Genomic DNA, 22,884 nt, shown 5'->3' on the forward strand with positions numbered 1-22,884 from the left:
TGGATACATGTGCGGACGCTACTCGATCTACGAGTCGATGGATCACTACTTGCGACAACTGGCGCTGGATCTGGTCGTGATCAACGGCTATGACCATGAACCGATTGATCGCTATAACGTGGCGCCTTCTACCCGTGTCGAAGTTATACGCCAGGCTGAAGATGGCCTGCATGTAGACAACGTGAAGTGGGGATGGTCGCCTCACTGGGCCAAAGGCAAGCGACTCGACCCCATCAATGCCCGGGCCGAAACTGTAACCACTGGCAAGTTCTTCAAGAGTCTCTGGCCACATGCACGAGCGCTCGCCCCCGCCAATGGCTGGTTTGAATGGCTGCCAGATGCGCAAAACCCCAAGCGCAAGCAACCCTACTACATCACCAGCGCTGATGGTGCACCGCTCTACTTTGCCGCGCTTGCCGAAGTTCACCAGACCCTTGAACCGGACGAGCGCGATGGTTTCGTGATCATCACGGCAGCCGCTGACCAAGGCTTGATCGATATTCATGACCGAAAGCCCCTGGTGTTGGCACCGCACCTTGCAAGGGAGTGGTTAGACCCTGCCACTTCAGCGCAGCGCGCCGAGGCGATCGTGGCAGCAGGCTGCCGTCCGGCCACTGACTTTCGCTGGCATCCGGTCGACAAGGCCGTTGGCAATGTTCGTAACCAGGGTGCGCAATTGATAAGGCCGACTGCCGAAGAGAGCAGGCAGGGTGATCTCGAGTTCTGAATAGAACGTCGTGCGGGGGTGTGCGAGCCAAATAACACAGCTAGCGTGATAGCCTGCGCACCCGCAGGCTGGGTAGCAAACAGCTTGCACGCACTTTGAAAAAGACCGACGAAGGATTACGTCACGGACCGCAAACGTTCCCACCTCCTCCCGCTTGTTGGGTTGATTACCCTGCTGGCAGGCTGCACCGAAGAAAAAGTGCCCGAGCCAACGGCAGACAACTGTGGCCCGCAGCTGTACGAAAAAAACCTTGCCAGTTTGTCAAAGGAAGCCAACCGCAAGGAATTCATTGCCAACTGCGAGAGCTTCCTGGCAGCGAAGAAAATGACGGAATGGAAGTTCGAGAAAAGTCCCAAGGGCAAGTACTGATCAGCTGGCCCAGGTGATTGCAAATCCGGTGATCTAACCAGCAGAAACGCCGCCTTTACAGGCGGCGTTTCTGGCGAACTCCGGCCCTCAGGCCTTTGCGCACGAGTACGCCGTTAGCAGAAGCGGTGACTGCGCATGGTCATTGCTTCGAAAGTGAGTCAAGGTTTGAAGCCTTTGTCCTGGCTTTCGTCAGGTGGTGTGATATTCCAGAAATTGTCACTGGCCTCTTGCTGTTCCTTGGCCTTCTGATCAGCCTCGGAGTCGAAACAGCCCCCAAGCAAGAGCGCTGTTACAGCAATACAAGCGATTCCGGTAGTCGTGCGTGTCATGGTTCCCTCCTGTGAATTTTATGCTTTCTACCCAATCTGAAATTGGGTGCATCATGGATGCTCAAGATCAGCCATTGTTCCGTTGGTCTGCGTTGAGTGAACAGCCTGACGTCCGCATTGAAGCGTCACGCTGCGCAGAGCTGTCACGGTGTGAAGCCCTTGTCTTTACTGCGGTCCGGTGGAGGGATATTCCACAGTTTCTCACTATTTTCCTGCTGGGCTTTTGCTTTATGGTCCGGTTCGGGCTCGAAGCATCCGCTGAGAAAAAGGGTCGTGGCAGCGAGAAGTACAGCGCTCATTAAAAGGTGTTTCATCAGGTTCCGTCCTCTGAAAAGTCGAGGACGATATACCAGAGCTTGAGAGCGGGCGCAAAGTGCAGAAGGCTCGGTTGTGACCGATCATTCCCGAGCCGGGTCGAATTGTTTCTCGCGGATGCACAGCAGCGGAATCATGCCGCAAAGGAAATACGCAGCACCAACGATCAGAAAACCGACACCGATCGAGCCCTGGGTGGCGAAGAAGCCAATGGCAGCCGGCGAGACCGCTGCACCAATACGCCCGATATTGTAGGCACCCCCAACCGCAGAGCCACGGAACTTGGCCTCGAAGCTTTCCGTCATGTACGTGGCGTTGACGCTGTAAGGCACGCCATAGAGGAAGCCGAAGACAATCAACAGCCAGAGAATGTTTTCCGGCTGGTTGAACAGCACGATGATCGGCAGGAACAGCGCCGTGCCCAGGCAACCAGCGGCAAATACCTTGCGCCGCCCAAACTTGTCCGCCGCCATGCCGGCGATGACCTTGCCGAGGATCGAAGCGGTGTAGGTGCCGACCAGGAACGTGGTCATCTGCTTGAACGCCATGCCCAGCTCGGTTTCCAGGTAGCTGGGCATCCAGTTGTTGACGCCATAGTTACCGAACTGCAGGAAGCCGGCGGTCAGTGACCAGAGCACGAACATTTTCGCGGCATTGGGGTTGGCGAAGATCTGTTTGTACTTGCCGCCCTCTACGCGCTCACGCGCCTTGCGCTCTGCGCGATCAGCACTCTGCAGACGGGTCCAGGTAGAAGGTTCCGGCACCATCTTGTGCATCAGCAGGGCTAGAATCACCGGCGTGACGCCCACGAAGAACAACGTGCGCCAGCCGTAGCTTGGCAATATCCAGGCAGCGAGCAGCGTTGCAACGATATAGCCGACCGACCAGCCCGCTTGCAGGCTGCCAAGAACGGTATTTCGAAACCGGGTAGGTACGTACTCGGCCATGAGTGTATTACATGCAACGTACACCGAACCGAGGCCCAGGGCCGAGACAAAGCGAATAATCGCAAACTGCACATAGTTCTCGGTAAAGCCCAACAGCCCCGTACCAAGGCTGAACAGCAGCACACTGAGCACCACGGTACGTACCCGCCCGAGACGGTCGGTCGCCCAACCACCGTAAATGCCCCCAACAGCCATGCCGGCCAGGGTGCAACTGCCGAGCATGCCAGCCTGCAGGCCAGTCAGGCCGAATTCCGTTTTAAGCGTGGCCAGGCTATAGGCCAGGATCATGACATCGGCGCCATCGATGACCATCGTCAGGAAGCAAAACACGAAGGCTGTGATCCAGGTCCGCTCGGTGGACGCGGCGGTGACCCCGGCGGGGTTAGGGTTGTGCATGTTTTATCCTTATTATGGCGGGTTACGGCGTGCCTGTTCCGGCACTACACGGCGCTGCGGCAACAGCGCGAGCGGCGGGCACAGCCCACCGCCAAAGGCCGTCACAACCTGCGGTAAAACCTGTATTCACGCAAACGAAAAAATATCGGGCCTGCATTCCCGATAGGAATGGCCGGGTTTACAAGGCGCAAGCCGCTGTCGCTGACGACTCGGCATGCCGTGATACAGCAGGTGCATGTACCGGAGGCCAGGCATGCGAAAAAGTCAGGCAGCGATTCGGTTAATTCGTTTGCCAGGACGGCGCGTCACCGTGATCAATGCAGGCCTCGAATTTCCCAGGAGGCCCACCATGGACCCGGTCCGTTTCATGCACCCCGACGCAATCCGTGCGCTTTTCAGTGCCGCCCTGTCAGCGATGTACAAGCAGGAGGTACCGCTGTATGGCGATTTGCTGGACCTGGTCGCCGAGGTCAATACCCAGACCCTGGCCGCCCAGCCCGCGCTGGCAGAACGACTGCGTAGCAGCGGTGACGAGCAACGCCTGAGCGTGGAACGCCATGGCGCTATACGTGTTGGAACGGCCGAGGAGCTGCAAGGCTTGCGCCGACTGTTCGCGGTCATGGGCATGTCGCCAGTCGGCTACTACGACCTGAGCATCGCCGCCGTGCCGGTGCATGCCACTGCGTTCCGACCGATCGAGGCCGCATCGCTGCGCGCCAATCCGTTCAGGGTGTTCACCTCGCTGTTGCGGCTCGAATTGATCGAAGACCCACAACTGCGTGAACAGGCCTGCCAGTTGCTGAACGCGCGGACCATTTTCACCCCTGGTGTACTGGCGCTCATCGATCGCCACGAACGTGACGGCGGGCTTACCGATACGGACGCTCAAGCGTTCGTCCAAGAGGCGCTGGAAACCTTTCGCTGGCACCAGAGCGCGACGGTCAGCGCCCAGCAATACCGCGCCCTGCACGATCAGCATCGCCTGATCGCTGACGTGGTGGCGTTTCGTGGGCCGCACATCAACCACCTCACGCCCCGCACGCTCGACATCGACCGCGCGCAGGCCCAGATGCGTTCGCGCGGCATGACCCCCAAGGCAGTCATCGAAGGGCCGCCGCCGCGCCAATGCCCGATCCTGTTGCGTCAGACAAGCTTCAAGGCCTTGCAGGAAGCGGTGACCTTCGCTGGCGGTGATGGGGCCCCGGGGCATCACACGGCTCGCTTCGGAGAAATCGAGCAACGAGGCGCGGCGCTGACACCTGCGGGCAAGGCGCTGTATGACCGGCTGTTGAGCCAAGCCCGGCAAGCCCTGGGCGCAGCACCCTGCGCAGATAACGCCGAGCAGTACGCGCACATACTCAACACAGTATTCAGCGCGTTTCCTGACGACTACGCCTCGCTGCGCACGCACAAGCTCGCTTACTTCAATTACTACGTGAGGGATGCGAGCAAAGCGCATGGGACGAATCTGGAAGCACTGATCGAACAAGGTGCAGTCGGCTTCGAGCCATTGGTATATGAGGACTTCCTGCCTGTGAGCGCCGCCGGGATCTTTCAGTCCAACCTCGGCGAAAGCGCCAAGGCCGACGCCATGACGCAAGGTAACCAGCAGCAGCTGGAGGCAGCGCTGGGCGCTTGTGTGATCGACGAAACGACTCTGTACGCCCAGGCCCAGGCGCAATCCATCGCGTCCTGCCTGCACGCGCTTGAAATCCCGGCGACCAGCGCATAGATTGGCCGACCGCCCAGCCGCCCTGGCCCAGGCGGCTCGTCCGGCCTGCCTGGCCATAGTTTTAGGTGATGCCTGCACGCCATGCACAAGAAATTGCTTCCGTCGATGATGTCGCTGCAGTGCTTTGAATCCACTGCCCGTCATGCCAGCTTCACCCTCGCTGCCCGTGAACTGAACCTGACGCAGAGCGCCGTCAGCAAGCAGGTCGCTCAGCTTGAGCAGATGTTGCAGCGCCGGCTGTTCAATCGGTTGCGTGGCGGCTTGCAACTGACCGCCGTGGGCGAGCTGTACCTGAGCGAAGTTGGCAAGATCTTGAGCCAGACGGACATCTCGACGCGCTTCATCCTGACGTTCGATGGGCAGGCAGAAACCTTGAGAATCGCGACCCAGCCGACATTCGGCTCGCGCTGGTTGATTCCTCGGTTGCCGGCATTCAGCGCAGCGTTTGCGCACGTACGGCTAAGCGTGCGCAATGAGCTGGAGCCATTCGACCTGTTGCAGGCCAAGGCGGACGTTGCATTCTTCTATGGACGCGGCACCTGGCCCGGCGCCCAATGCGTCGAGCTGTTTCGCGAAGACGTCGTGCCCGTGTGCGCCCCTGCTCTGCTGCTGCACCGGCCGCTGAAGGCTATCGATGACATTCACAGCCATACGCTCTTGCAGTGCGTTTCGCGACCCGAGGCGTGGCATGACTGGCTGGGCGCCCAGGCAATGACCTCCAGAAACAGCTACAGGGGCCCGCAGTTCGACACCTTCGACCTGTGCATTCGCGCAGCGATCGCAGGCTTGGGTGTGGCCCTGGTACCCAGGTTCATGGTGACAGAAGAACTGCAGCGCGGGGCCTTGTTGATCCCCCTGCACTACTATGCACCCAGCCCGGATGCTCATTACGTGGCCTATGCGACCCAGAGTCACGATTCACCGAAGATTCGCAATTTCGTGGACTGGGTGTGCGAACAGACGCCTTGAGCGGACCAGCGACAGGCCCCCATGCGCCGCCACTGTTGCAGGTACAGGACAGTCAGCCACCTTACATGACCGGGGTTACCACTTGTCCGCCATGTAAAACATACCGCCACCCAGCGCAGTCAGGAACAGCCCTCCCAGCACGTCTGTCAGGGGGGCTTGGCCATGAATATACGCTTCGATTTGAGAGGCAAGAAACAACACGGCCAATACCAGAACCACGGCCGATATGCGTCGCTGAATCTTGAACCTGGATTTTTCGGGGCCGATCCACCACATGCGCGTTTTCCTTGGGCGGGTTGAGTACTGAACCTTAGCTACATCATGGGCCCTTGGCCAACGACCAGACGTAAACGCTGCCGGCCAGTGACTGGTTGAAGGGTAGACACACTGCGCCAGCAGAGCAGTATTACAGGGTCGTCATTAGATACGCCGCAAAGCCCTTGGCTACGCGCCAAGGCTTCAAGGCGGACAAGTGGTCGAACACTCGACTGGAGTTGCCTGCCAGCCCTGCAAGTACAAGGTAAACGACCCACTTTCGCAGCGCCCTTGAGATTTTTCTTTTCATGACTCGAAACAAAGGGCACGCCTCGGGGAAATTCTGCCGCTTGAATCGCAGAAGCCCATCATCATTCTGGGTGTCAACGTTACTCTTTTAATTGCACGCGCTTGGGTATGAATAACAACATCCGACCCATGGCAACCGAAGGGCAAAACCCATAGGCATTAAAAAAGCCCCGCAACCTAAATGGCTGCGGGGCTTTCGAATGGTGGAGGCCGAGGTCGGAATCGAACCGGCGTAGACGGATTTGCAATCCGGAGCATAACCACTTTGCTACTCGGCCTCAAAGTCAGGATCTAGCAGCTTACGCTTCGCTATCTCCCCGAAACACCGCACCTTTAAAGCTTGCTGCGTTTCGATGGGCGCCATTATGTCTACATTCACTTAACCGTGCAACCCCCTGAACGAAAAAAAATTTCAGCAGGTTCAAGGTGTTAGCGCAGGCGCCCAAGTTTGCTCCACAACCCCACCAGCGTATTCTCCACGGTGCCGCTGGCCGCCATGCCAATACGCTCCTGCAGGCTCTTGCGCTCTGCGAAGTGCAGGTGGAACAGGTTGGCACTGCGCGCACGCTCGCTGAGGTATTCATCGCTGGTCTGCAACGTATCCACCAGCTTGCGGTTCAGAGCTGCAATGCCCAGCCACACTTCACCGGTGGCTACTTCATCAATATGCAGCTGGGGGCGGTAGCGGGCGACGAAGTCCTTGAACAATTGATGGGTCACATCCAGGTCTTCCTGAAACTTCTCCCTGCCCTTTTCGGTGTTTTCACCCAGCACGGTGAGGGTGCGCTTGTATTCACCGGCCGTCAGCATCTCGACATCGATATCGTGCTTCTTCAACAGGCGATTGATGTTGGGCAACTGTGCCACTACCCCGATGGAGCCGAGCACCGCAAAAGGTGCGCTGATGATCTTCTCGCCAATGCAGGCCATCATGTACCCGCCGCTTGCAGCCACCTTGTCGATGCACACCGTCAAGGGGATGCCGGCTTGGCGAATGCGGACCAGCTGGGAGGCAGCCAGGCCATAGCTATGCACCAGCCCGCCCCCGCTTTCCAGGCGTAGTACCACCTCGTCTTGAGGGGTGGCGAGGGTGAGCAGTGCAGTGATTTCGTTGCGCAGGCTTTCAGTTGCAGATGCTTTGATGTCGCCGTCGAAATCGAGCACGAAGACCCTGGCTTTTTCTTCTGCCTTGTCCTTGCGGGTTTTCTTTTCGGTCTTGGCCTGCTGCTTGCGTAACGCCTTGAGCTGAGCCTTGTCCAACAGGCCTGATTCCAACCGCTCGCGCAGGTCCTTGTAGAACGCGTTCAAGCGGGTAACCTGCAATTGCCCACCCGGTTTGCGCCGCCCTTTACCGCGCAAGCCGGCAATGGCCGACAGCACGATGAGAACAGCGATCACCAGGGTGGCGGTTTTGGCGAGAAAGCTTGCGTATTCGGCAAGAAACTCCACGGTGACTCCTTCGATAGCTGCGCCAGAGGGCGCGTGAATGGTACAAGCATACCGGTGCACCTAAAGCGCTGCCAGGGGATGTAAACGCTGGCAATACCTTTCAAACGACCTTTTCAAACGCTTGTATGTTTTTCGTTGACAGCGCCGTACACCGCACCCTAACCTCGGCAGCAACCTTCAATGGCGGAAGCGTTCGTGGGCAACCTCTACCTGATTCGACACGGCCAGGCCTCCTTCGGCGCACAGGACTACGATGTGCTGTCGCCCGTTGGCGTGCGCCAGAGTCAGGCGCTGGGTGAGCACCTTGCTCAGCTAGGGGTACGGTTGGAGCGATGTGTGGCGGGCGATCTGCGTCGCCAGCAGGACACTGCCCGCCTCGCCCTTCAAGCAATGCAGGCCGGTGGCAACGCCGTGCCGGCTGTTGAGACCGACGCGGCTTTCAACGAGTTCGACGCCGATGGGGTGATCCGTGCGCTGTTGCCCGGTTTGTCGATAGACGAACCCAACGCCCCAGCAATCCTGAGCAACGTCGCGCAGCACCGCAGCGAATTTCAGCGCCTGTTCGCGCTGATGGTGCAACGCTGGCACGCAGGAACCCATGGCAGCGACGAGCTGGAAACCTGGGAAGCGTTCACTGCCCGCGTGCGCGAAGGGCTGAACCGCGTGCTGGACAGCGCAGGCAGTGGCGACAACATTGCCATTTTCACCTCCGGTGGCACCATTGCCGCCTTGCTGCACCTGGTTTCAGGCATTACCCCGGATCAGGCATTTGCCTTGAACTGGCAGATAATCAACACGTCGCTGAGCCAATTGAAGTTCAGAGGCCGCGACGTGGCATTGGCTTCTTTCAACAGTCAAGCCCATGTGCAACTGTTGAGGACGCCGGAGCTCATCACCTACCGGTGAGCCCGGCCTGTTGTGTCCCTGCGGGGACGTGAAAATCACTCTATAAGGAATGCGCCATGACCTCCGTAGCTGATGCCGTCAAAAAGATGCAAGAAAAATTCAACCCATCCGCTGCCCAAGGCCTGGACCTGGTATTCGGCTTCAACATCACCGATGAAGACAAGCACTACGCCCTGATCGTCAAGGACGGCACCTGCGAACTGCAGGAAGGCGAGAACCCAGACGCCAACTGCACGTTGGTAATGGACAGCGAAACACTCAAGGGCATCGTCAGCGGCGAAACCGACGGCATGCAGGCTTTCATGGGCGGCAAGCTGCGTGTGGAAGGCGACATGATGCTGTCGATGAAGCTTAGCGAACTGTTCCCATCCTGAGCAGCATCTCTGGATGACCCTGAACCGAAGCCCATAAGGCTTCGGTTTTTTTTGGTCCGGCGCTTACCGGCACGGCAAGCATCAAAGGCGTTGATCGACCAGCAACACCCTGGCCAATAGCGACCTGGGACGCTTGTCCCAACCGAGCGCAAGCATTAGATTGCAAAATAGTCCGAGTGATCGAGAATAAGGAAAACCCATGACGCTCACCGACGAGTCCACGCAAGTACGTTCCGGCGAAGAGCTTGACCTGGCAGCCATCGACCGCTACCTCAAGGCGCACATTGACGGCTTGACTGGTGCGCCCGCCGTCAGCCAGTTCCCGGGTGGTGCGTCCAACCTCACCTACCTGGTCAAATACGCTGACCGAGAATTGGTCTTGCGCCGTCCGCCGTTCGGGCAAAAAGCCAAGTCGGCGCACGACATGGGGCGTGAGTTTCGTATTCTCAACCAGCTCAACAATGGGTTTCCCTACTGCCCCAAGGCCTATGCGTACTGCACCGATACCCACCTGATCGGCAGTGAGTTCTACGTCATGGAGCGCGTCAAAGGGGTCATTCTGCGCTCGGACATCCCCACTGCACTTAACCTCGATGCTGCACGCACCACAGCGTTGTGCAAAAGCTTCATTGACCGCTTGGTTGACTTGCATCGCGTGGACTACAGCGCCTGCGGCTTGAGCGACCTGGGTAAGCCAGACGGTTACGTGCAACGCCAGATAGAAGGGTGGGCCAGCCGCTACGACAAGGCCATGACCCCCGACGCCCCGCGCTGGGAGCAGGTCAAAACCTGGTTGCGCGAGAAAATGCCTGCCGACCACGTCACACCTGCAATCGTGCATAACGACTACCGGTTCGACAATGTCATCCTGGATGCCGACAACCCGATGCGCATCATTGGCGTGCTGGACTGGGAAATGGCCACCTTGGGCGACCCCTTGATGGACCTGGGCAACAGCCTGGCGTACTGGATCCAGGCAGACGACCCGGCGCCGGTACAACTGATGCGTCGTCAGCCGAGCAACGCGCCGGGCATGCTTACCCGGCGCCAGTTCGTGGACTATTACGCCGAGCGTGCAGGCATCGACCTGGACAACTTCGATTTCTACTATTGTTACGGTCTGTTCCGTCTGGCCGGCATCGTCCAGCAGATCTACTTCCGTTATTTCCATGGCCAGACCCAGGACAAGCGTTTCGCCCAATTCATTCACATGAACCGGCTGCTGGAGCAGATGACCTTGCAGGTCATTGCCAAGTCCAGCCTCTGATCACCAGCACACCTTACGACAACAAGGGACCAGCAGCATGCCGCAGACCGACCTGTTCGACCTTCAGGGCAAGATCGCTTTTGTTTCCGGGGCCAGCCGAGGCATTGGCGAAGCGATTGCACACTTGCTGGCGCAGCAAGGTGCACATGTAATCGTCTCCAGCCGCAAGCTCGAGGGCTGCCAACACGTTGCCGATGCCATCATCGCCGGCGGCGGCAAGGCCACGGCAGTGGCGTGCCACATCGGCGAACTGGAGCAAATCCAGCAGGTATTCGCCGGTATACGCGAGCAGTTCGGACGCCTGGACATCCTCGTGAACAATGCCGCGACCAACCCGCAGTTCTGCAATGTGCTGGACACGGATCCGGCGGCATTCCAGAAAACCGTGGATGTGAACATTCGCGGCTATTTCTTCATGTCGGTGGAGGCAGGCAAGCTGATGCGCGAGCACGGCGCCGGCAGCATCATCAACGTGGCCTCGATCAATGGCGTTTCACCTGGCCTGTTCCAGGGCATCTATTCGGTGACCAAGGCGGCGGTTATCAACATGACCAAGGTGTTTGCCAAGGAGTGTGCGCAGCTCGGGATTCGCTGCAATGCCTTGTTGCCAGGCCTGACCGACACCAAGTTTGCATCGGCACTGGTCAAAAACGAAGCCATCCTCAATACCGCGCTACAGCAAATCCCCCTCAAGCGCGTGGCAGACCCGAAGGAAATGGCCGGGGCTGTGCTGTACCTGGCAAGCGACGCCTCCAGCTATACCACCGGGGCGGCGCTCAACGTCGACGGTGGCTACCTGTCCTGATCAGGTTTTGACGGCTGTCAGGGTGTAGCTCAGTGGCAGGCGGGCGGGTTGCTCGCGCAGCCGCCACTCCCCGTCCGGGCCCTTGTCCATCTGGCCCGGCAGCGCCTCCCACGGCACGCTTCGGTGTTCTACCAGCGCTGTCAGTTGCAACCCGTTGGCCATCAACGCGGTGATCAGCTCGCCCAGCCCGTGGTTCCACTCATGGGTCTGGGTGTTGGTCAATCGCTGCGAGGTGGCCACATAGGTCTCGTCGCTCTGCCATACGGTTGGCTGCTCGCATTCGAAATACGGATAGTCGAGCTGCAGGCGGTCCTGATGGCCTTCATTGACTGCCCAAAGCATGGGGTGCCCCTCGCGCAAGAATAGCCGGCCACCGGGCTTTAGCAGGGCTGCCACGGTGTGTGCCCACGGCGCGATGCGCGGCAGCCAACACAGGGCGCCGATGCCGGTATAGACCAGATCGAACGTGCCTGCCGGTAACACCTGGGCTGCGGCGTACACATCGGCCTGATGGTAGTCGATGGGCGTAGCACACAGGGTTGCCAGGCGCCGGGCCTGGGCCAGGGAGGCTGAGGAGAAATCCAGGCCGCACACATCGGCGCCCAGCCGGGCAAGCGAAAGCGTGTCGGTGCCGATGTGACATTGCAGGTGCACCGCCCTTTGCCCCTCGATATGGCCCAGCATCGGCAGGTCGAACTGAACAGTCTGCGAAAGGTGCGCGGGGCGTTGGACGTACTGTTCGAACTGGTACTCCTGCGAGGCTGCGTGCAGCGGTGCGCGCTCGTCCCAATTGGCCTGGTTCAGCTGTAATGAAGGGTTCACGGCGACATCCTTGATGGGCGATGGCACATGCTAGCGGCCGATGCCACGGACATGACAGCGTACGGATGCAAAAAAGTGTAAAGCCCTGGCTTGCCCTTTACCCATCAAAGACAGGTTGCGGCCGCCGCCCGGCGCTGCAACGAGACGCCGTTGTCGTTCTGTGTGTAGTAATCGATACGCGTACCGCCGTCCTGCGGGTAGACATCGACGAACGTCTCGGCCTCGCGGGTATAAACCGTAAAGCCGCCTTGCTTGCGCGGCTCCAGGTAGCCGCTGGCGTCCTGGCCGAACACGCGCTCTTCCTGCCACCCGTACTGGATGCACTGGGCAACGCGTTCAGGCGCCTTGCGCGAGTTCATGTGCGTAGTGGGTTGGCCGCTGCGGGCCGCATCCATGGTCGCAGAAGCACAACCGACCAGCAGCACGGCTGCGGCCACGGGCAAAATCACACGCATGGTCCATCCTCGAAATCATTAAGAAGGAGGCGACTCTAGCACTGGCATGGACGAGAGTGAATTGTGGTGCGACTTCCGCTGTCCTAGCACAAACACCACGCAACAAGGAAATCGCCATGAAACTGCACTACCTGCTCCTCGCTGCCCTGCCCTGCCTGCCGATGGTCGCCACTGCAGCAACGTCCACTGACGATAGCGTGCAGAATTCGGCCACCCACAACCGTGAACTGAAAGAAGGCGACAAAGCCCCGGATCAATACAAGCGCGACGAAGCGGCCATCAAGGACTGGAAAGCCAAGGGCCTGCCGGCACCGGAAAAAGAAAGCCATTGGGTACGCATGGGCGATCGCTACGTCCTCGTACAAACGACCAATGGCGTGGTTCTGGCCATCCAGCACGTCAAATGACCCATTGCCCGGCGGGTGTCAGGCACCCGCCGGGCAAGCCCCCGCGTCGCCCCTCCTCGATAAACACTGCAATACATCAACACCTCATACACGCTCAGGTGGCACACTACCGGCTATTGTTCATGTGCCCTGTGTGAAGGAACACCTCTCCCGATGAATTTAGAGCTGACATGGGTGCTGGCCCTGCTTGCCATTGTCGTCGTGCTGTTCATCATCAACCGTCCACGCATGGATGTCGTAGCGCTGCTGGTGATCGTAGCGTTGCCACTGTCGGGCGTGCTGACGATCGAACAAGCGCTGGCAGGTTTCAGTGACCCGAACGTCGTGCTCATCGCTGCCCTGTTCGTCATCGGTGAAGGCTTGGTGCGCACCGGTATCGCTTATCGCATCGGTGAATGGATGAGCGAACGGGCAGGCAACAGCGAGGCGCGGCTACTGGTACTGCTGATGGTCGCGGTGGCCGGCCTGGGTTCGGTCATGAGCTCCACGGGGGTAGTGGCCATCTTCATACCGGTCGTGCTGAGCATCGCTGCGCGCCTGAAGCTCTCGCCCAGCCGCCTGATGATGCCGCTGAGTTTTGCCGGCCTGATCAGTGGCATGCTCAGCCTGGTGGCGACCCCGCCCAACGTGGTGGTGCACAGCGAACTGGTACGCCATGGTGAACAAGGCTTCTCGTTCTTCAGCTTCACGCCCTTCGGGTTGGTGGTCCTGGTACTGGGTGTGGGCTACATGCTTCTGACGCGACACTGGCTCAATGGTGAGGTGCGCAAGGACGGACGTGTCGAGACCCGGCGCACTCTGCTGGACCTGGTTCTGGACTACAAGCTCAATGGTCGCGAGCGTCGCTTGCGCATTCGCCCCCATTCACCGCTGATCGGCCATACCCTGGGCGAGCTGGAGCTGCGTACCCGCCACGGAGCCAACGTCATCGGTATTGAACGTCAGCACAAGTTCACCACGCGCGTTATTGCGCCAGACTCCAACACCGTGCTGCACCAAGGGGATGTGCTGCTGCTGGACCTGTTTGCCAACCGCGACGATCTGCGCAGCCTGTGCCAGACCATGCAACTGGAACCCTTGCACTTCAAGGCCGCCTACTTCATCGACCAGTCGCAGGAGGTAGGCATGGCCGAGGTGTCCCTGCCGCCGGGCTCGCAACTGATCGGCAAGAGCATCCTGGAGCTTGGCTTTCGCTCGCGCTACGACCTTAACGTGGTGGGCTTGCGGCGCGACCAGGCGGCCGTGCAAGACCAGTTGGTCGAAGAAAAGCTGCGTCTGGGCGATACCCTGCTGGTGGTCGGGCCGTGGAAGGCCGTACGCCAGCTACAAGGCAAACCGCGCGATTTTCTGGTGTTGAGCTTGCCGGCCGAGGTCGATCTGGTGGCACCTGCTCGCCGGCGCGCGCCCCAGGCGCTGCTGAGCCTGGCGGTGATGGTTGGCTTGATGGTCAGTGGCGCGGTCCCCAATGTCATGGCAGCGCTCATTGGTTGCCTGTTGATGGGCGCAGGCCGCTGCATCGACATGAACAGCGCCTACCGTTCGATCCATTGGCAAAGCCTGATCCTGATCGTGGGCATGTTGCCCTTTGCCCAGGCCTTGCAGAAAACCGGTGGCATAGACCTGGCAGTCGGGGCGCTGGTGAATGTGCTGGGCGACGCCGGGCCCAGCGCCATGCTGGCCTGCCTGTTCGCGGTCACGGCTGTGATCGGGCTGTTTATCTCCAACACGGCGACCGCGGTGCTGATGGCGCCGGTTGCCATCTCGACCGCGACGCAGCTGGGTATGTCGCCCTACCCCTTTGCGATGACGGTGGCGCTGGCGGCCTCGGCGGCCTTCATGACGCCGGTGTCTTCGCCGGTGAACACGCTGGTGCTGGGCCCAGGGCAATATCGGTTTGCGGACTTCGTGAAGATAGGGGTGCCGTTCACGCTGTTGGTGATGGGGGTCACGGTGGTCATGGTGCCGTGGTTCTTCGGGCTGTGAGGTTGGCGGCACGCGCAAAACCTTCCAGCTGGGCAGATTGACATCAACTAGCCGGAACAACACACTGATGCGCAATTGCCCCAGGTGCGTTCAGCGGTCGTCCTGGATATCGTTTCCGCTTGCCGGTCGAGCCCATGGTTTTTCCAGCCCAATCGCGCTTGTTGCCCTACGCCGCACTGTTCAGCCTGACCTTCGCGCTTACCATTGGCGGCATCCTGGCTCGCCCGATCGAATCCCTGTCCTTGTTCTGGCCAGTCAATGCCGTACTGGCAGGTGTGTTGCTGCGCTATCCCCGCCAGGCAACTGTGTCCGGGTTCGTGCTGATGTGGTTGGCCATGGTTGGCGCCGACCTGCTCTGTGCCAGTGCCTTGGCGCCGGCGCTGTGGTTCAACCTGTGCAACATGGGCGTTGTGGTCACCCTGTGGCAATTGCTTTCGCGCTTGCCGCGCCTGCATCGGCGCATGCGCACGCCCCATGGGGTGCTATGCGTATTCGGCGCCTGCGCGGCTGGGGCCTCAGTGGCTGCGAGCCTGGCCTCGGTGATGGCCGCGCCCTGGTTCGAGCAGTCCCTGCGCAGCACCTGGCTGGCCTGGTTCAGCGAGCAGTTTTCCACCGCGGTGCTGGTATTGCCGGTGATGCTCACCGCACCGGCAGCGCGTACCTTGTTGCGGGGCGGGAGCCAGAAGATTCGCCTCGCCCCGCTGTTGGTCATGCTGGTGTCGCTGGCGTTCAGCATCGCGTTCGGCGGCCCCGGCGCCATTGCGTTTCCGATCGCCGCCCTTTTGTGGTGTGCCTGGACGTACTCGCCCTTTCTGGTTTCGCTGTTGACGCTGACCGCCGGTAGCACGTTGATCGTCGCCGTTGCCCAGAGCCTTATGCACTTCAGCGTGCCGCAGAGCGAGTCGGGTGTGACGGCGTTGATGTCAGCGCGCCTGGGCATCGCGATGTTGGTGCTGGGGCCGCTGGTGGTGGCCTGCGTGACCCAGGCCAATCGCAGCCTGCTTGCGCGTTTGGCGCATCAGGCCACCACCGACCACCTCACGGGTACCTTGAGCCGCAGCGCCTTTACCCAGCGTGCAAACGCGCTGCTGGAAAGTCGTCAGCATCAGCAGTTCCTGCCACTGACGCTGATGATGCTGGATATCGATCACTTCAAGTCCATCAACGATGCCCACGGGCACGCCGTTGGCGACCAGGTGCTGCGCCAGTTCGCCGATGCGTTGCAGGAGCAGTTGCACAGCGGCGAAGTATTCGCGCGCATGGGTGGTGAGGAGTTCGTGATCATCGTGCCAGGGCTCGCACCGGACAGGGCGCAATTTACGGCCGAGCGCCTGCGCCATGCCGTTCAGGACCTTCAGGTGGAGCAAGCCGGTCAGCGTTTGCAGATCACGGTCAGTATCGGTCTGGCAGGCTGCGACGAGGGCATGCCGACGCCAGACCTGACCGCATTACTGGCCAGCGCCGACAAGGCGCTGTACCTGGCCAAAGCGAAGGGCCGCAATCGCGTGGAGCCAGCTGAGCCGCAGCGTCGGGCCATTTAAGCCTAGCGCTGTGCGCTCATTGAAATCAGTAGCTTCACCCGGCAAATCAAGATTATCGCCGGCACATCAAGCTGGCCGCTCAGGCGATTTGAGCAAGGACCCTGTGCGACGTCCCCGCTCGATCAGGCAGTCCAAAAGCCAGACAAAATGTTGCTCAATTTCTGCTCAATTTAACGGAGCCCGCCGGGCGCTTGGGTTGCAGCACGTTATCCACAGACCTACCCACTTTTTCTGTGGACAGATTTCCCAGCCTGGAGAACGACTTATCCCACTTGTACCCTTGAACGAATGAGCTGTGCACAGCGGGGGCTGTGAAGATACCAGGCTTGAAGAATGACAGGTGAGCAGCGCTGGGCTGCGGCACAAACCAAAAGCCCGCCTGGGCAATGGAACCCGGCGGGCTGGAAGGAGGGAAACGCTCATGCGATCAACTGGGAGGAATGGTTCCCAGCAGCCCGATCATGATGGTCAACAGCAGGAAACCACCCAGGAACAGCGCCAGCTTGCTCATTGAAACCTCGACAGTGTGATACGGAATGACGTCATTTTCCGTTTTTCACTGATACGGTTACAGATTCAGGTTTGTAGAAAAAAAGCAGATCAGATGAAGGGTAGACACCCATCGTACCCGTCCATCCCGCCGCTGGTTCGCTTACGTTCATATCAGTTGCTGGAGCTTGCCGGCAGGCAACCACCCCAGCTCCCCATCCCCGTGACGACGACACCACAGCCAGCCGTTGAGCAGATGCAACTGCTGCACCAATTGACCCGGGTCCACATCCAGCTCATGGGCGCAATAGTGATCCAACGCCCTACCCTGATTGAAATCCAGGCGTTCGATAAGCTGCTCCGGTACCCAACCCGGCTCTTGGCCCGTGCAACTGCACAAGTACCAGTCCTGCATGCCCGGCTCACTCTCGTAACGCGGGCCCACTTCCAGCAGCGTGCCTTGAGCGAAACGAAGGGGGCGTCGGTAAGCACTGCGATGTCGCTCGATCACGATGAAATGCACAGGCCTCTCCTTGGCCGGAAACCTCCGAGCCTAGCAGAAGCTGTGGAAGTTGCTGCTTTGCGGCCTCTTTGTAGGAATATTTGTCGCGCAATGTAGGAGATTTCCTCGGACTTCATTTCCGCTGTATGAAAGATCAGTTTATGGGATGGATCTGAGCTGTTACGGTCAGACTTTCCTACAACAGCAAGGACGCTATTCGTTAAGAGAACTATATGGACGACTACAATGAGCCGGCGTTGCGACTTCAAAAAACCCTGTTGAACCTGCGCCGCGAGCGGGACAAGCTCAGCGGTGAAGGCAAGCACGAAGAAGCGAGCGCACTGGCAGTATCGATAGCGCGAATCGAAACCACACTGGCACAACTACCGGGTGCGTTTAAGCCTGAGACGCTGCAATAGCCCCCTGGCCCCGGCCTCCACCAGGGTCGGGGCTGCCCGTGGTTCCTGAAGCTCACAGCAAGAGGCCGGCACTCGCCTGCCTTCAACCGAACCTGGGTTAAAGAATACTTCGAAGACCTGCGGTCGATCTGATCAACATTTGATTGATCCAGATCAATGCGAAATAAATTGTTACCTAAACAGCACTGCGCGGTAACGAAATAAATAGGCTCGCTGCTTGCTGAACGTCACTCAACTGAGCGATCGGATGGCGGACTGCGCCGTTCGTAGACTGCTTATGTTTATTCTTAAAGTTTATTGCCCAAGGTGCCGATAGCTGTTTCAACGAGAGGGCTGCAGCCTTATTACCACGGTCACCCTGCTGGACTTGCTTAGCCTAGCAAGCATTGCTACACCAAGGAGCTACACATGTATTTTCGGAACTTGAAAATTGGCACACGCGCGGCGGTCATCTTCACGCTGGTCGCCCTCCTCGTACTGATCCTGGGGCTAGCATCGTTGTACCGCATGCACACGATGGACAAGGCCACTGACGAAGTGCGCACCGAATGGTTACCCTCAATCATGCTGCTGGACGAGGTCAGCATGAACCTGGGCCGCGCGCGAGCACTGACCTTGCGCAGCGTTTTGGAAGAAAGCCCCAGCGCCAGGGCCGCGACACTGAACAAGATCTCGGAGATCTCCAAGCACTACCAGGAACAAATCGAAACCTACAAGGCAACAGCGACAGAGGAACGAGACCGAGCCCTGTACGACGCCTTTCTGGCCAGAAGCGCGACCTACCATACGTTGCAGGACGCAATTCTTGACGCCGTACGCAGAAACGACATTGCAGAAGCGACTCGCCTGGTCAATGGTGAACTGGCCAACGACGCCGACGCGATGATGAAGTCGCTGATCGAGCTGACCCAGTACAACTCCAACGGCGCAACCAACGCCTCCCAGGTCAGTACTGACGCCTATGATCAGTCCTTCTCGATTATCACGGCGACGATCGTCGGCATCATCGTACTGATGATCGCGCTGGCCATCATGCTGACCCGCAGCATCGTGCGGCCTTTGAGCGAAGCGGTGGCCGTCGCCGAGCGGGTGGCCTCGGGTGAGCTCAACCAGGTCATCGAGGTGACGGGTAGTGACGAGCCCGCGCTGTTGTTGCACGCCTTGTCCAGAATGAAAGACAGCCTGCGCGAGACGATTGCCGGCATCGCTGCCGCCTCCGACCAGCTCGCCTCGGCGTCCGAAGAGCTGTTCACGGTGACCGAAGACACCAGCCGCGGCCTGCATCAGCAAAGCGCCGAAATCGACCAGGCGGCCACGGCGGTGAACCAGATGACCGCAGCGGTGGAGGAAGTGGCCAGCAATGCCGTCAACACCGCCGATGCCTCCAAAGGTGCAGACCAGACCACCCGTGAGGGTCAGCAACGGGTCAATGATGCGCTGCAGTCCATTGGTCAGCTCGTTGGCGATGTCACGACCACTTCGCAGGAAATCGAACAGCTGGCCACCAGCGCCAACGAAATCAGCCGGGTACTGGATGTCATCGGCTCGATCGCAGGCCAGACCAACCTGCTTGCGCTCAACGCTGCCATCGAGGCTGCGCGCGCCGGTGAAGCAGGCCGTGGGTTTGCCGTGGTCGCCGATGAAGTCAGGGCGCTGGCGCACCGAACTCAACAATCGACCGCCGAGATCGAAGGCATGATCACAGGCATCCAGTCGGGCACCGAGTCTGCAGTCGGGGCCATGCACGCCAGCAAGGGGCGCGCCTCAGGTACTCTGGAAATCGCCCAATCCGCAGGCCAGGCACTGAACACGATTGCCGAAGCCATTTCGTCCATCAACCAACGCAACCTGGTGATCGCCAGCGCCTCCGAAGAGCAGGCCCAGGTGGCCCGTGAAGTGGATCGAAACCTGGTGAACATCCGGGACCTGGCGATGCAGACCTCGGCCGGCGCGAACCAGACCAGCGCCGCCGCCCAGGAATTGTCACGCCTGGCTGTAGACCTGAACGCGATGGTCGCCAAGTTCAAGGTCTAGGGCTTGATGACAGAGGGGATGCGGCCTGTCAGGAAAGCTTGCACCGTGCCCCTGGGGCAGGGATTCGCGCCATTGTGTGACGCAAATACCGCTGCCCCGGAGCAAGGCCGTCGTGAGTTTCTGTAAAAAAAGCGACGATTTGTGCCTTTTGGGCTGCTCACCGGGGCTGCATCGCATATCCTTGCACCACGCAATCAACCTTGAAGCAGTGAATTGAACGATGAGCTTTGAACAACTGGCAGCGCTACGGGATCGCCTGCGGGCTGAAAAAGAGCAGCAACAGGCAAGCGCCCCAGCGCCGGCCAAGCGCAAGCCGCCCCAGAAGACCAAGCCGCGCGAACTGGACCCGGCAGTGGCCGCCATCTGGCCCCTGCAGAAGCACTTCCCGTTGGCCTTCCCCGTCAACCCTGCGCCGAAGGTGCCGCTCAAGGAGGGCATCTTCAAGGATGCCGAGCAACACCTGGAGCTGCTGGGCATCACCCGTGAGCAACTGAAGCTGGGCATTTCCACCTGGTGCCGGGGCAACCGCTACTGGACCAGCATGGTGGAAAACGCCCCGCGCCTGGACCTTAACGGCCAGCCGGCAGGCGTGGTGACTGCCGCCCAGGCGATCCATGCCAAGCGTCAGGCAGCCCAACAGCGTAACCAGGAACGCCGCAAGCGGGCCCAGGCCAAAGCACAGACCGCAGCGCCTGCAGAACAGGGCGAGGCTGCAGTCGAGCCGGCAGTGGAACAGGCCGCTGAGTAAAGGCCTGGTCTGAGCAGCGCCCACCGCCCGTTCGCCGAGCGCGCGGGTGGTGGGCGCTGCGGGCTAGCACATGGTCTCAGAGTCTCCAATCCAGGCTGACCATCATCGTGCGTGGCTCACCGTGGTACACGCCGTTGTAGAAGCCGACGTTGTTGTAGTAGTGCTCGTCGAACAGGTTCTTGACGTTGACCGAAGCGCTCAGGTGCTCATCGATCTGATAGCGCGCCATCAGCCCAACCACCGAAAACGCCTTCTGGCCGATCTCATCCTTGGCCGTGATGATTCGATCACCGTCGCGCCCCACTGGTCGGTTGGCCAGCCTGAAATTGTCGCTCTGCCAGTCTAGGCTTGCCCCCACGGTCAATGCTGGGGTTAGGGCATAGGTGCTGGACAAGCGCACCAGGTTCAAGGGTTGCTCGGTGTTCTTTCGCTTTTTCTCGGCCGTGGCTGCATGCGTATAGCTGTAGCCCAGGCTCATCTGCCACCCGGTCATCACCTCGCCTGCAACTTCAGCTTCGAAGCCTTCGACGACTACGCCCTTGCCACCGCTTTTGTAGAACTCCTCGTTGCCATTGGGCGGCACAGAGTCGTCCTGTTCCGCCACGTTGTCCTGCTTGCTGCGAAACACTGCCGTGCTCAGGTTCAGGCGTTCAGCGAACAGGCTGCCTTTGAGGCCCACTTCATAAACCTTGCCTACGATAGGCTCAAGGTACTGCTTGTTGACGTCTCTCACGGTCTGCGGGTTGAAGATATCGGTATAGCTGACATAGGCGGTGAACTGATCGGTCAGATCGAAGAGTACGCCGGCATAGGGCGTCCATTGATCATTCTGGACCTGCTTGGTAGTGGACTGATCGGCGACTTCCAGGGCATCACCGTAATCCCACTCCCGCTGTTGTGTCTGCCAACTGCCGTAGCGGCTGCCAATCACGATATGCAGGCGGTCCGTAGGGTTCAGGCGTGTTGCAATGTAGCCGGCCTTCTGACGAATGCTGGAGCGCGAGCTGTCGAGCCCGGTTTCGAGGTCGTAGAACGTAGGGGTGGTCCCCATGTACTTCCAATCCGCAATATTTTCGTAACCGTCGGGTACCGGTAGACCAAGGCGATAGGGTTCACTGTCGCGTCGTCGCGACTCGCCGTAACCGATCATGAAATCATGGCTGCGGCCCAATAATTGGAAAGGGCCCGCGAGGTTGAAGTCCAGCGCGTCCATCTGCTCGGAGCCCCCGAAGTGCGAGTACCAGGCTTTCATGCCACTACGGTCGGCCTCAGGGAAACCATTGCCCCCATAGTAGACTTTGCCGTCGCTGTCGCTTTGCCGGTGGGTGTACGCCACTTTCACGATCCAGTCGTTGCCCAGGTACTGATCGAGGGTAGCGAACACCGTCTGGTCTTTGAGTGGCCAGGAAGACCAGGGGGCACTGAGGTTGGTGGAACGGGGCAAGTTGGCTTTACTGCCGTCGGCGTTCCAGAACGGCACCGTGCCCCATGATGACCCTTGCACATGCTTGTTCTGATAGTCATACCCCACCGCCAGCACGGTGCTTGGGGTCAGATCAGCTTCGAGCACGCCGTAGGCCACTTCTCGCTGGGTGGCGTACTTGTCCATGAATGACTTGTTGTCACGGTACGCCAGCACGGTGCGTCCGCGCAGACGGCCGTCCCAGCCCAGCGGGCCACCGACGTCCAGGTAGCTGTAATAATTGTCGAAACTGCCCCCGCTCACGCCACTCTTTACTGCCAACGCGTGCGTCGGGCGCTTGCGAACCATTGCGATGGTCCCCGAGGGATCGCCGGCGCCTGTGGTCAGACCGGTGGCCCCACGCACGACCTCGATTCGATCGTAGATGATGGTGTCCGAGTCGGACTTGAGCCCCGAGAAGGTGTTGAGCATGCCATCGATCTGGAAATTGTTGATTGCGTAACCACGCGAGTAATAGCTCGGTCGCTCCGAATCATTGCGTTGTACCGTGACCCCCGTGACGTGAGCCATGGCCTCGGACAGGCTGTTGAGCTGGAAGTCGTCCAGTTGCTGGCGGGATATGACCGAGACCGACTGGGGTGTTTCCTTGATCGAGAGGTTCAGCCGGGTGGCTGCGCTCATGCTACCGGTGGTGTAGGAGCCACTGTGTTCGGTGACACTGCCAAGGCCAGTGGCAATCACATCGGTTGCGCCCAGCTCGAGCACGGCGTCGTCTCGTCTTGCCTGGGTATCGGCGAAGGATGGCGGGCAGATCAAGCAAGCGTACAGGCCGAGGGTGACTGTGGTGGGGTGGGACATGGACGGGGGCATTGCGGGCTGACTCCTTGCGCGTAAAAATCCGTGCGCGCAAAT

The 22,884-nt window shown here is 59.7% G+C and carries 21 protein-coding genes, 1 tRNA gene and 2 pseudogenes; 15 read left to right on the forward strand and 9 right to left on the reverse strand.

All coding sequences use genetic code 11. From position 1 onward, the window contains the following. Positions 1-7: 7 nt before the first annotated feature. Complete coding sequence (locus ACK59L_RS00380; protein ID WP_409271144.1) at positions 8-727, forward strand: SOS response-associated peptidase family protein; 720 nt, start codon at positions 8-10, stop codon at positions 725-727. A gap of 162 nt (positions 728-889) precedes the next feature. Continuing rightward, positions 890-1,096 (forward strand): entry exclusion lipoprotein TrbK, encoded by a 207-nt coding sequence (trbK, locus tag ACK59L_RS00385; RefSeq protein WP_409271146.1) that lies wholly within the window; start codon positions 890-892, stop codon positions 1,094-1,096. Between the two features lie 158 nt (positions 1,097-1,254). On the opposite strand, the gene ACK59L_RS00390 is transcribed toward trbK, so the two are convergent. Then, a complete protein-coding gene (locus ACK59L_RS00390; protein WP_196135736.1) occupies positions 1,255-1,425 on the reverse strand; it encodes a hypothetical protein in 171 nt (56 codons plus the stop codon). A 398-nt stretch (positions 1,426-1,823) separates the two neighbouring features. Continuing rightward, positions 1,824-3,083, reverse strand: coding sequence for an MFS transporter (locus ACK59L_RS00395; protein ID WP_409271148.1), 1,260 nt, complete (start codon positions 3,081-3,083; stop codon positions 1,824-1,826). A 349-nt stretch (positions 3,084-3,432) separates the two neighbouring features. Between ACK59L_RS00395 and ACK59L_RS00400 the strand changes: the two genes are divergently transcribed. Both ACK59L_RS00400 and ACK59L_RS00405 read left to right on the forward strand, forming a co-directional pair. Next, positions 3,433-4,815, forward strand: coding sequence for a VOC family protein (locus ACK59L_RS00400; RefSeq protein WP_409271150.1), 1,383 nt, complete (start codon positions 3,433-3,435; stop codon positions 4,813-4,815). 81 nt (positions 4,816-4,896) lie between these two features. Then, positions 4,897-5,784 carry a LysR family transcriptional regulator gene (locus ACK59L_RS00405; protein ID WP_196135733.1) on the forward strand — a complete coding sequence of 296 codons (888 nt, stop codon included), beginning with the start codon at positions 4,897-4,899 and terminating at the stop codon, positions 5,782-5,784. 75 nt (positions 5,785-5,859) lie between these two features. Here the strand turns inward: ACK59L_RS00405 and ACK59L_RS00410 are convergent, their stop codons facing one another. The 3 genes from ACK59L_RS00410 to sohB all read right to left on the reverse strand — a co-directional run bounded on the left by ACK59L_RS00410 (position 5,860) and on the right by sohB (position 7,797). Beyond that, entirely contained in the window at positions 5,860-6,060 is a 201-nt protein-coding gene (locus ACK59L_RS00410; RefSeq protein ID WP_196135732.1) for a hypothetical protein, read from the reverse strand. A 492-nt stretch (positions 6,061-6,552) separates the two neighbouring features. Beyond that, positions 6,553-6,626: transfer RNA gene (locus ACK59L_RS00415), tRNA-Cys, on the reverse strand. Between the two features lie 151 nt (positions 6,627-6,777). Continuing rightward, positions 6,778-7,797, reverse strand: coding sequence for a protease SohB (gene sohB / locus ACK59L_RS00420; RefSeq protein ID WP_078478378.1), 1,020 nt, complete (start codon positions 7,795-7,797; stop codon positions 6,778-6,780). A gap of 195 nt (positions 7,798-7,992) precedes the next feature. On the opposite strand from sohB, the gene ACK59L_RS00425 reads away from it, so the two are divergent. From ACK59L_RS00425 to ACK59L_RS00440, 4 genes are all read left to right on the forward strand, one after another. Next, positions 7,993-8,703 carry a histidine phosphatase family protein gene (locus ACK59L_RS00425; protein ID WP_058603485.1) on the forward strand — a complete coding sequence of 237 codons (711 nt, stop codon included), beginning with the start codon at positions 7,993-7,995 and terminating at the stop codon, positions 8,701-8,703. A 56-nt stretch (positions 8,704-8,759) separates the two neighbouring features. Further along, positions 8,760-9,077 (forward strand): SCP2 sterol-binding domain-containing protein, encoded by a 318-nt coding sequence (locus ACK59L_RS00430; RefSeq protein ID WP_058637884.1) that lies wholly within the window; start codon positions 8,760-8,762, stop codon positions 9,075-9,077. Between the two features lie 199 nt (positions 9,078-9,276). After that, positions 9,277-10,344, forward strand: a complete 1,068-nt coding sequence (locus ACK59L_RS00435) for a phosphotransferase family protein (RefSeq protein ID WP_167339632.1) — start codon at positions 9,277-9,279, stop codon at positions 10,342-10,344. Between the two features lie 37 nt (positions 10,345-10,381). Beyond that, entirely contained in the window at positions 10,382-11,149 is a 768-nt protein-coding gene (locus ACK59L_RS00440) for an SDR family oxidoreductase (RefSeq protein WP_409271153.1), read from the forward strand. Here ACK59L_RS00440 and ACK59L_RS00445 read toward each other — a convergent pair whose 3' ends face one another. Together ACK59L_RS00445 and ACK59L_RS00450 are read right to left on the reverse strand one after the other, a co-directional pair. After that, positions 11,150-11,971 (reverse strand): bifunctional 2-polyprenyl-6-hydroxyphenol methylase/3-demethylubiquinol 3-O-methyltransferase UbiG, encoded by an 822-nt coding sequence (locus tag ACK59L_RS00445; protein ID WP_196135728.1) that lies wholly within the window; start codon positions 11,969-11,971, stop codon positions 11,150-11,152. Positions 11,972-12,075: 104 nt separating this feature from the next. Next, positions 12,076-12,426: a hypothetical protein gene (locus tag ACK59L_RS00450; RefSeq protein WP_058603419.1), complete on the reverse strand. Its 351-nt coding sequence runs from the start codon at positions 12,424-12,426 to the stop codon at positions 12,076-12,078. 116 nt (positions 12,427-12,542) lie between these two features. Between ACK59L_RS00450 and ACK59L_RS00455 the strand changes: the two genes are divergently transcribed. The 3 genes from ACK59L_RS00455 (at position 12,543) to ACK59L_RS00465 (ending at position 16,357) form a co-directional block, all read left to right on the forward strand. Next, positions 12,543-12,833, forward strand: a complete 291-nt coding sequence (locus ACK59L_RS00455; RefSeq protein WP_058603420.1) for an RcnB family protein — start codon at positions 12,543-12,545, stop codon at positions 12,831-12,833. A 153-nt stretch (positions 12,834-12,986) separates the two neighbouring features. Further along, positions 12,987-14,816, forward strand: a complete 1,830-nt coding sequence (locus ACK59L_RS00460; protein WP_409271156.1) for an SLC13 family permease — start codon at positions 12,987-12,989, stop codon at positions 14,814-14,816. Positions 14,817-14,935: 119 nt separating this feature from the next. After that, positions 14,936-16,357 (forward strand): diguanylate cyclase, encoded by a 1,422-nt coding sequence (locus tag ACK59L_RS00465; protein ID WP_409271158.1) that lies wholly within the window; start codon positions 14,936-14,938, stop codon positions 16,355-16,357. Between the two features lie 658 nt (positions 16,358-17,015). Here ACK59L_RS00465 and ACK59L_RS00470 read toward each other — a convergent pair. Continuing rightward, on the reverse strand, positions 17,016-17,369 hold the full coding sequence (locus ACK59L_RS00470) for an SH3 domain-containing protein (RefSeq protein ID WP_144964510.1): 354 nt from the start codon (positions 17,367-17,369) through the stop codon (positions 17,016-17,018). Positions 17,370-17,581: 212 nt separating this feature from the next. Here ACK59L_RS00470 and ACK59L_RS00475 point away from each other — a divergent pair, with 212 nt between their 5' ends. The 4 genes and pseudogenes from ACK59L_RS00475 to ACK59L_RS00490 all read left to right on the forward strand — a co-directional run bounded on the left by ACK59L_RS00475 (position 17,582) and on the right by ACK59L_RS00490 (position 20,549). Beyond that, positions 17,582-17,767, forward strand: coding sequence for a hypothetical protein (locus ACK59L_RS00475; protein ID WP_409271161.1), 186 nt, complete (start codon positions 17,582-17,584; stop codon positions 17,765-17,767). A 408-nt stretch (positions 17,768-18,175) separates the two neighbouring features. After that, positions 18,176-18,709: pseudogene (locus tag ACK59L_RS00480) on the forward strand (MCP four helix bundle domain-containing protein); the annotation flags it as partial. Positions 18,710-18,793: 84 nt separating this feature from the next. Next, positions 18,794-19,801 (forward strand): annotated as a pseudogene (locus tag ACK59L_RS00485) (methyl-accepting chemotaxis protein); the annotation flags it as partial. Positions 19,802-20,021: 220 nt separating this feature from the next. Then, complete coding sequence (locus ACK59L_RS00490; protein WP_078478373.1) at positions 20,022-20,549, forward strand: ProQ/FINO family protein; 528 nt, start codon at positions 20,022-20,024, stop codon at positions 20,547-20,549. Between the two features lie 76 nt (positions 20,550-20,625). On the opposite strand, the gene ACK59L_RS00495 is transcribed toward ACK59L_RS00490, so the two are convergent. Continuing rightward, the gene (locus ACK59L_RS00495) at positions 20,626-22,842 is read right to left on the reverse strand and encodes a TonB-dependent siderophore receptor (RefSeq protein WP_409271163.1); all 2,217 of its coding nucleotides are present in this window, start codon (positions 22,840-22,842) and stop codon (positions 20,626-20,628) included. Between the last annotated feature and the right edge of the window lie 42 nt (positions 22,843-22,884).

This window comes from Pseudomonas sp. KCJK9111 (assembly GCF_046231935.1).
Lineage (GTDB): Bacteria > Pseudomonadota > Gammaproteobacteria > Pseudomonadales > Pseudomonadaceae > Aquipseudomonas > Aquipseudomonas parafulva_B.

Coding starts and splice junctions, on each gene's coding strand:
- ACK59L_RS00380 (WP_409271144.1), top strand. CDS start 8: ATGTGCGGACGCTACTCGATCTACGAGTCGATGGATCACTACTTGCGA.
- ACK59L_RS00390 (WP_196135736.1), bottom strand. CDS start 1,425: ATGACACGCACGACTACCGGAATCGCTTGTATTGCTGTAACAGCGCTC.
- ACK59L_RS00395 (WP_409271148.1), bottom strand. CDS start 3,083: ATGCACAACCCTAACCCCGCCGGGGTCACCGCCGCGTCCACCGAGCGG.
- ACK59L_RS00400 (WP_409271150.1), top strand. CDS start 3,433: ATGGACCCGGTCCGTTTCATGCACCCCGACGCAATCCGTGCGCTTTTC.
- ACK59L_RS00405 (WP_196135733.1), top strand. CDS start 4,897: ATGCACAAGAAATTGCTTCCGTCGATGATGTCGCTGCAGTGCTTTGAA.
- ACK59L_RS00410 (WP_196135732.1), bottom strand. CDS start 6,060: ATGTGGTGGATCGGCCCCGAAAAATCCAGGTTCAAGATTCAGCGACGC.
- ACK59L_RS00430 (WP_058637884.1), top strand. CDS start 8,760: ATGACCTCCGTAGCTGATGCCGTCAAAAAGATGCAAGAAAAATTCAAC.
- ACK59L_RS00435 (WP_167339632.1), top strand. CDS start 9,277: ATGACGCTCACCGACGAGTCCACGCAAGTACGTTCCGGCGAAGAGCTT.
- ACK59L_RS00440 (WP_409271153.1), top strand. CDS start 10,382: ATGCCGCAGACCGACCTGTTCGACCTTCAGGGCAAGATCGCTTTTGTT.
- ACK59L_RS00450 (WP_058603419.1), bottom strand. CDS start 12,426: ATGCGTGTGATTTTGCCCGTGGCCGCAGCCGTGCTGCTGGTCGGTTGT.
- ACK59L_RS00455 (WP_058603420.1), top strand. CDS start 12,543: ATGAAACTGCACTACCTGCTCCTCGCTGCCCTGCCCTGCCTGCCGATG.
- ACK59L_RS00460 (WP_409271156.1), top strand. CDS start 12,987: ATGAATTTAGAGCTGACATGGGTGCTGGCCCTGCTTGCCATTGTCGTC.
- ACK59L_RS00475 (WP_409271161.1), top strand. CDS start 17,582: ATGGACGACTACAATGAGCCGGCGTTGCGACTTCAAAAAACCCTGTTG.
- ACK59L_RS00490 (WP_078478373.1), top strand. CDS start 20,022: ATGAGCTTTGAACAACTGGCAGCGCTACGGGATCGCCTGCGGGCTGAA.
- ACK59L_RS00495 (WP_409271163.1), bottom strand. CDS start 22,842: ATGCCCCCGTCCATGTCCCACCCCACCACAGTCACCCTCGGCCTGTAC.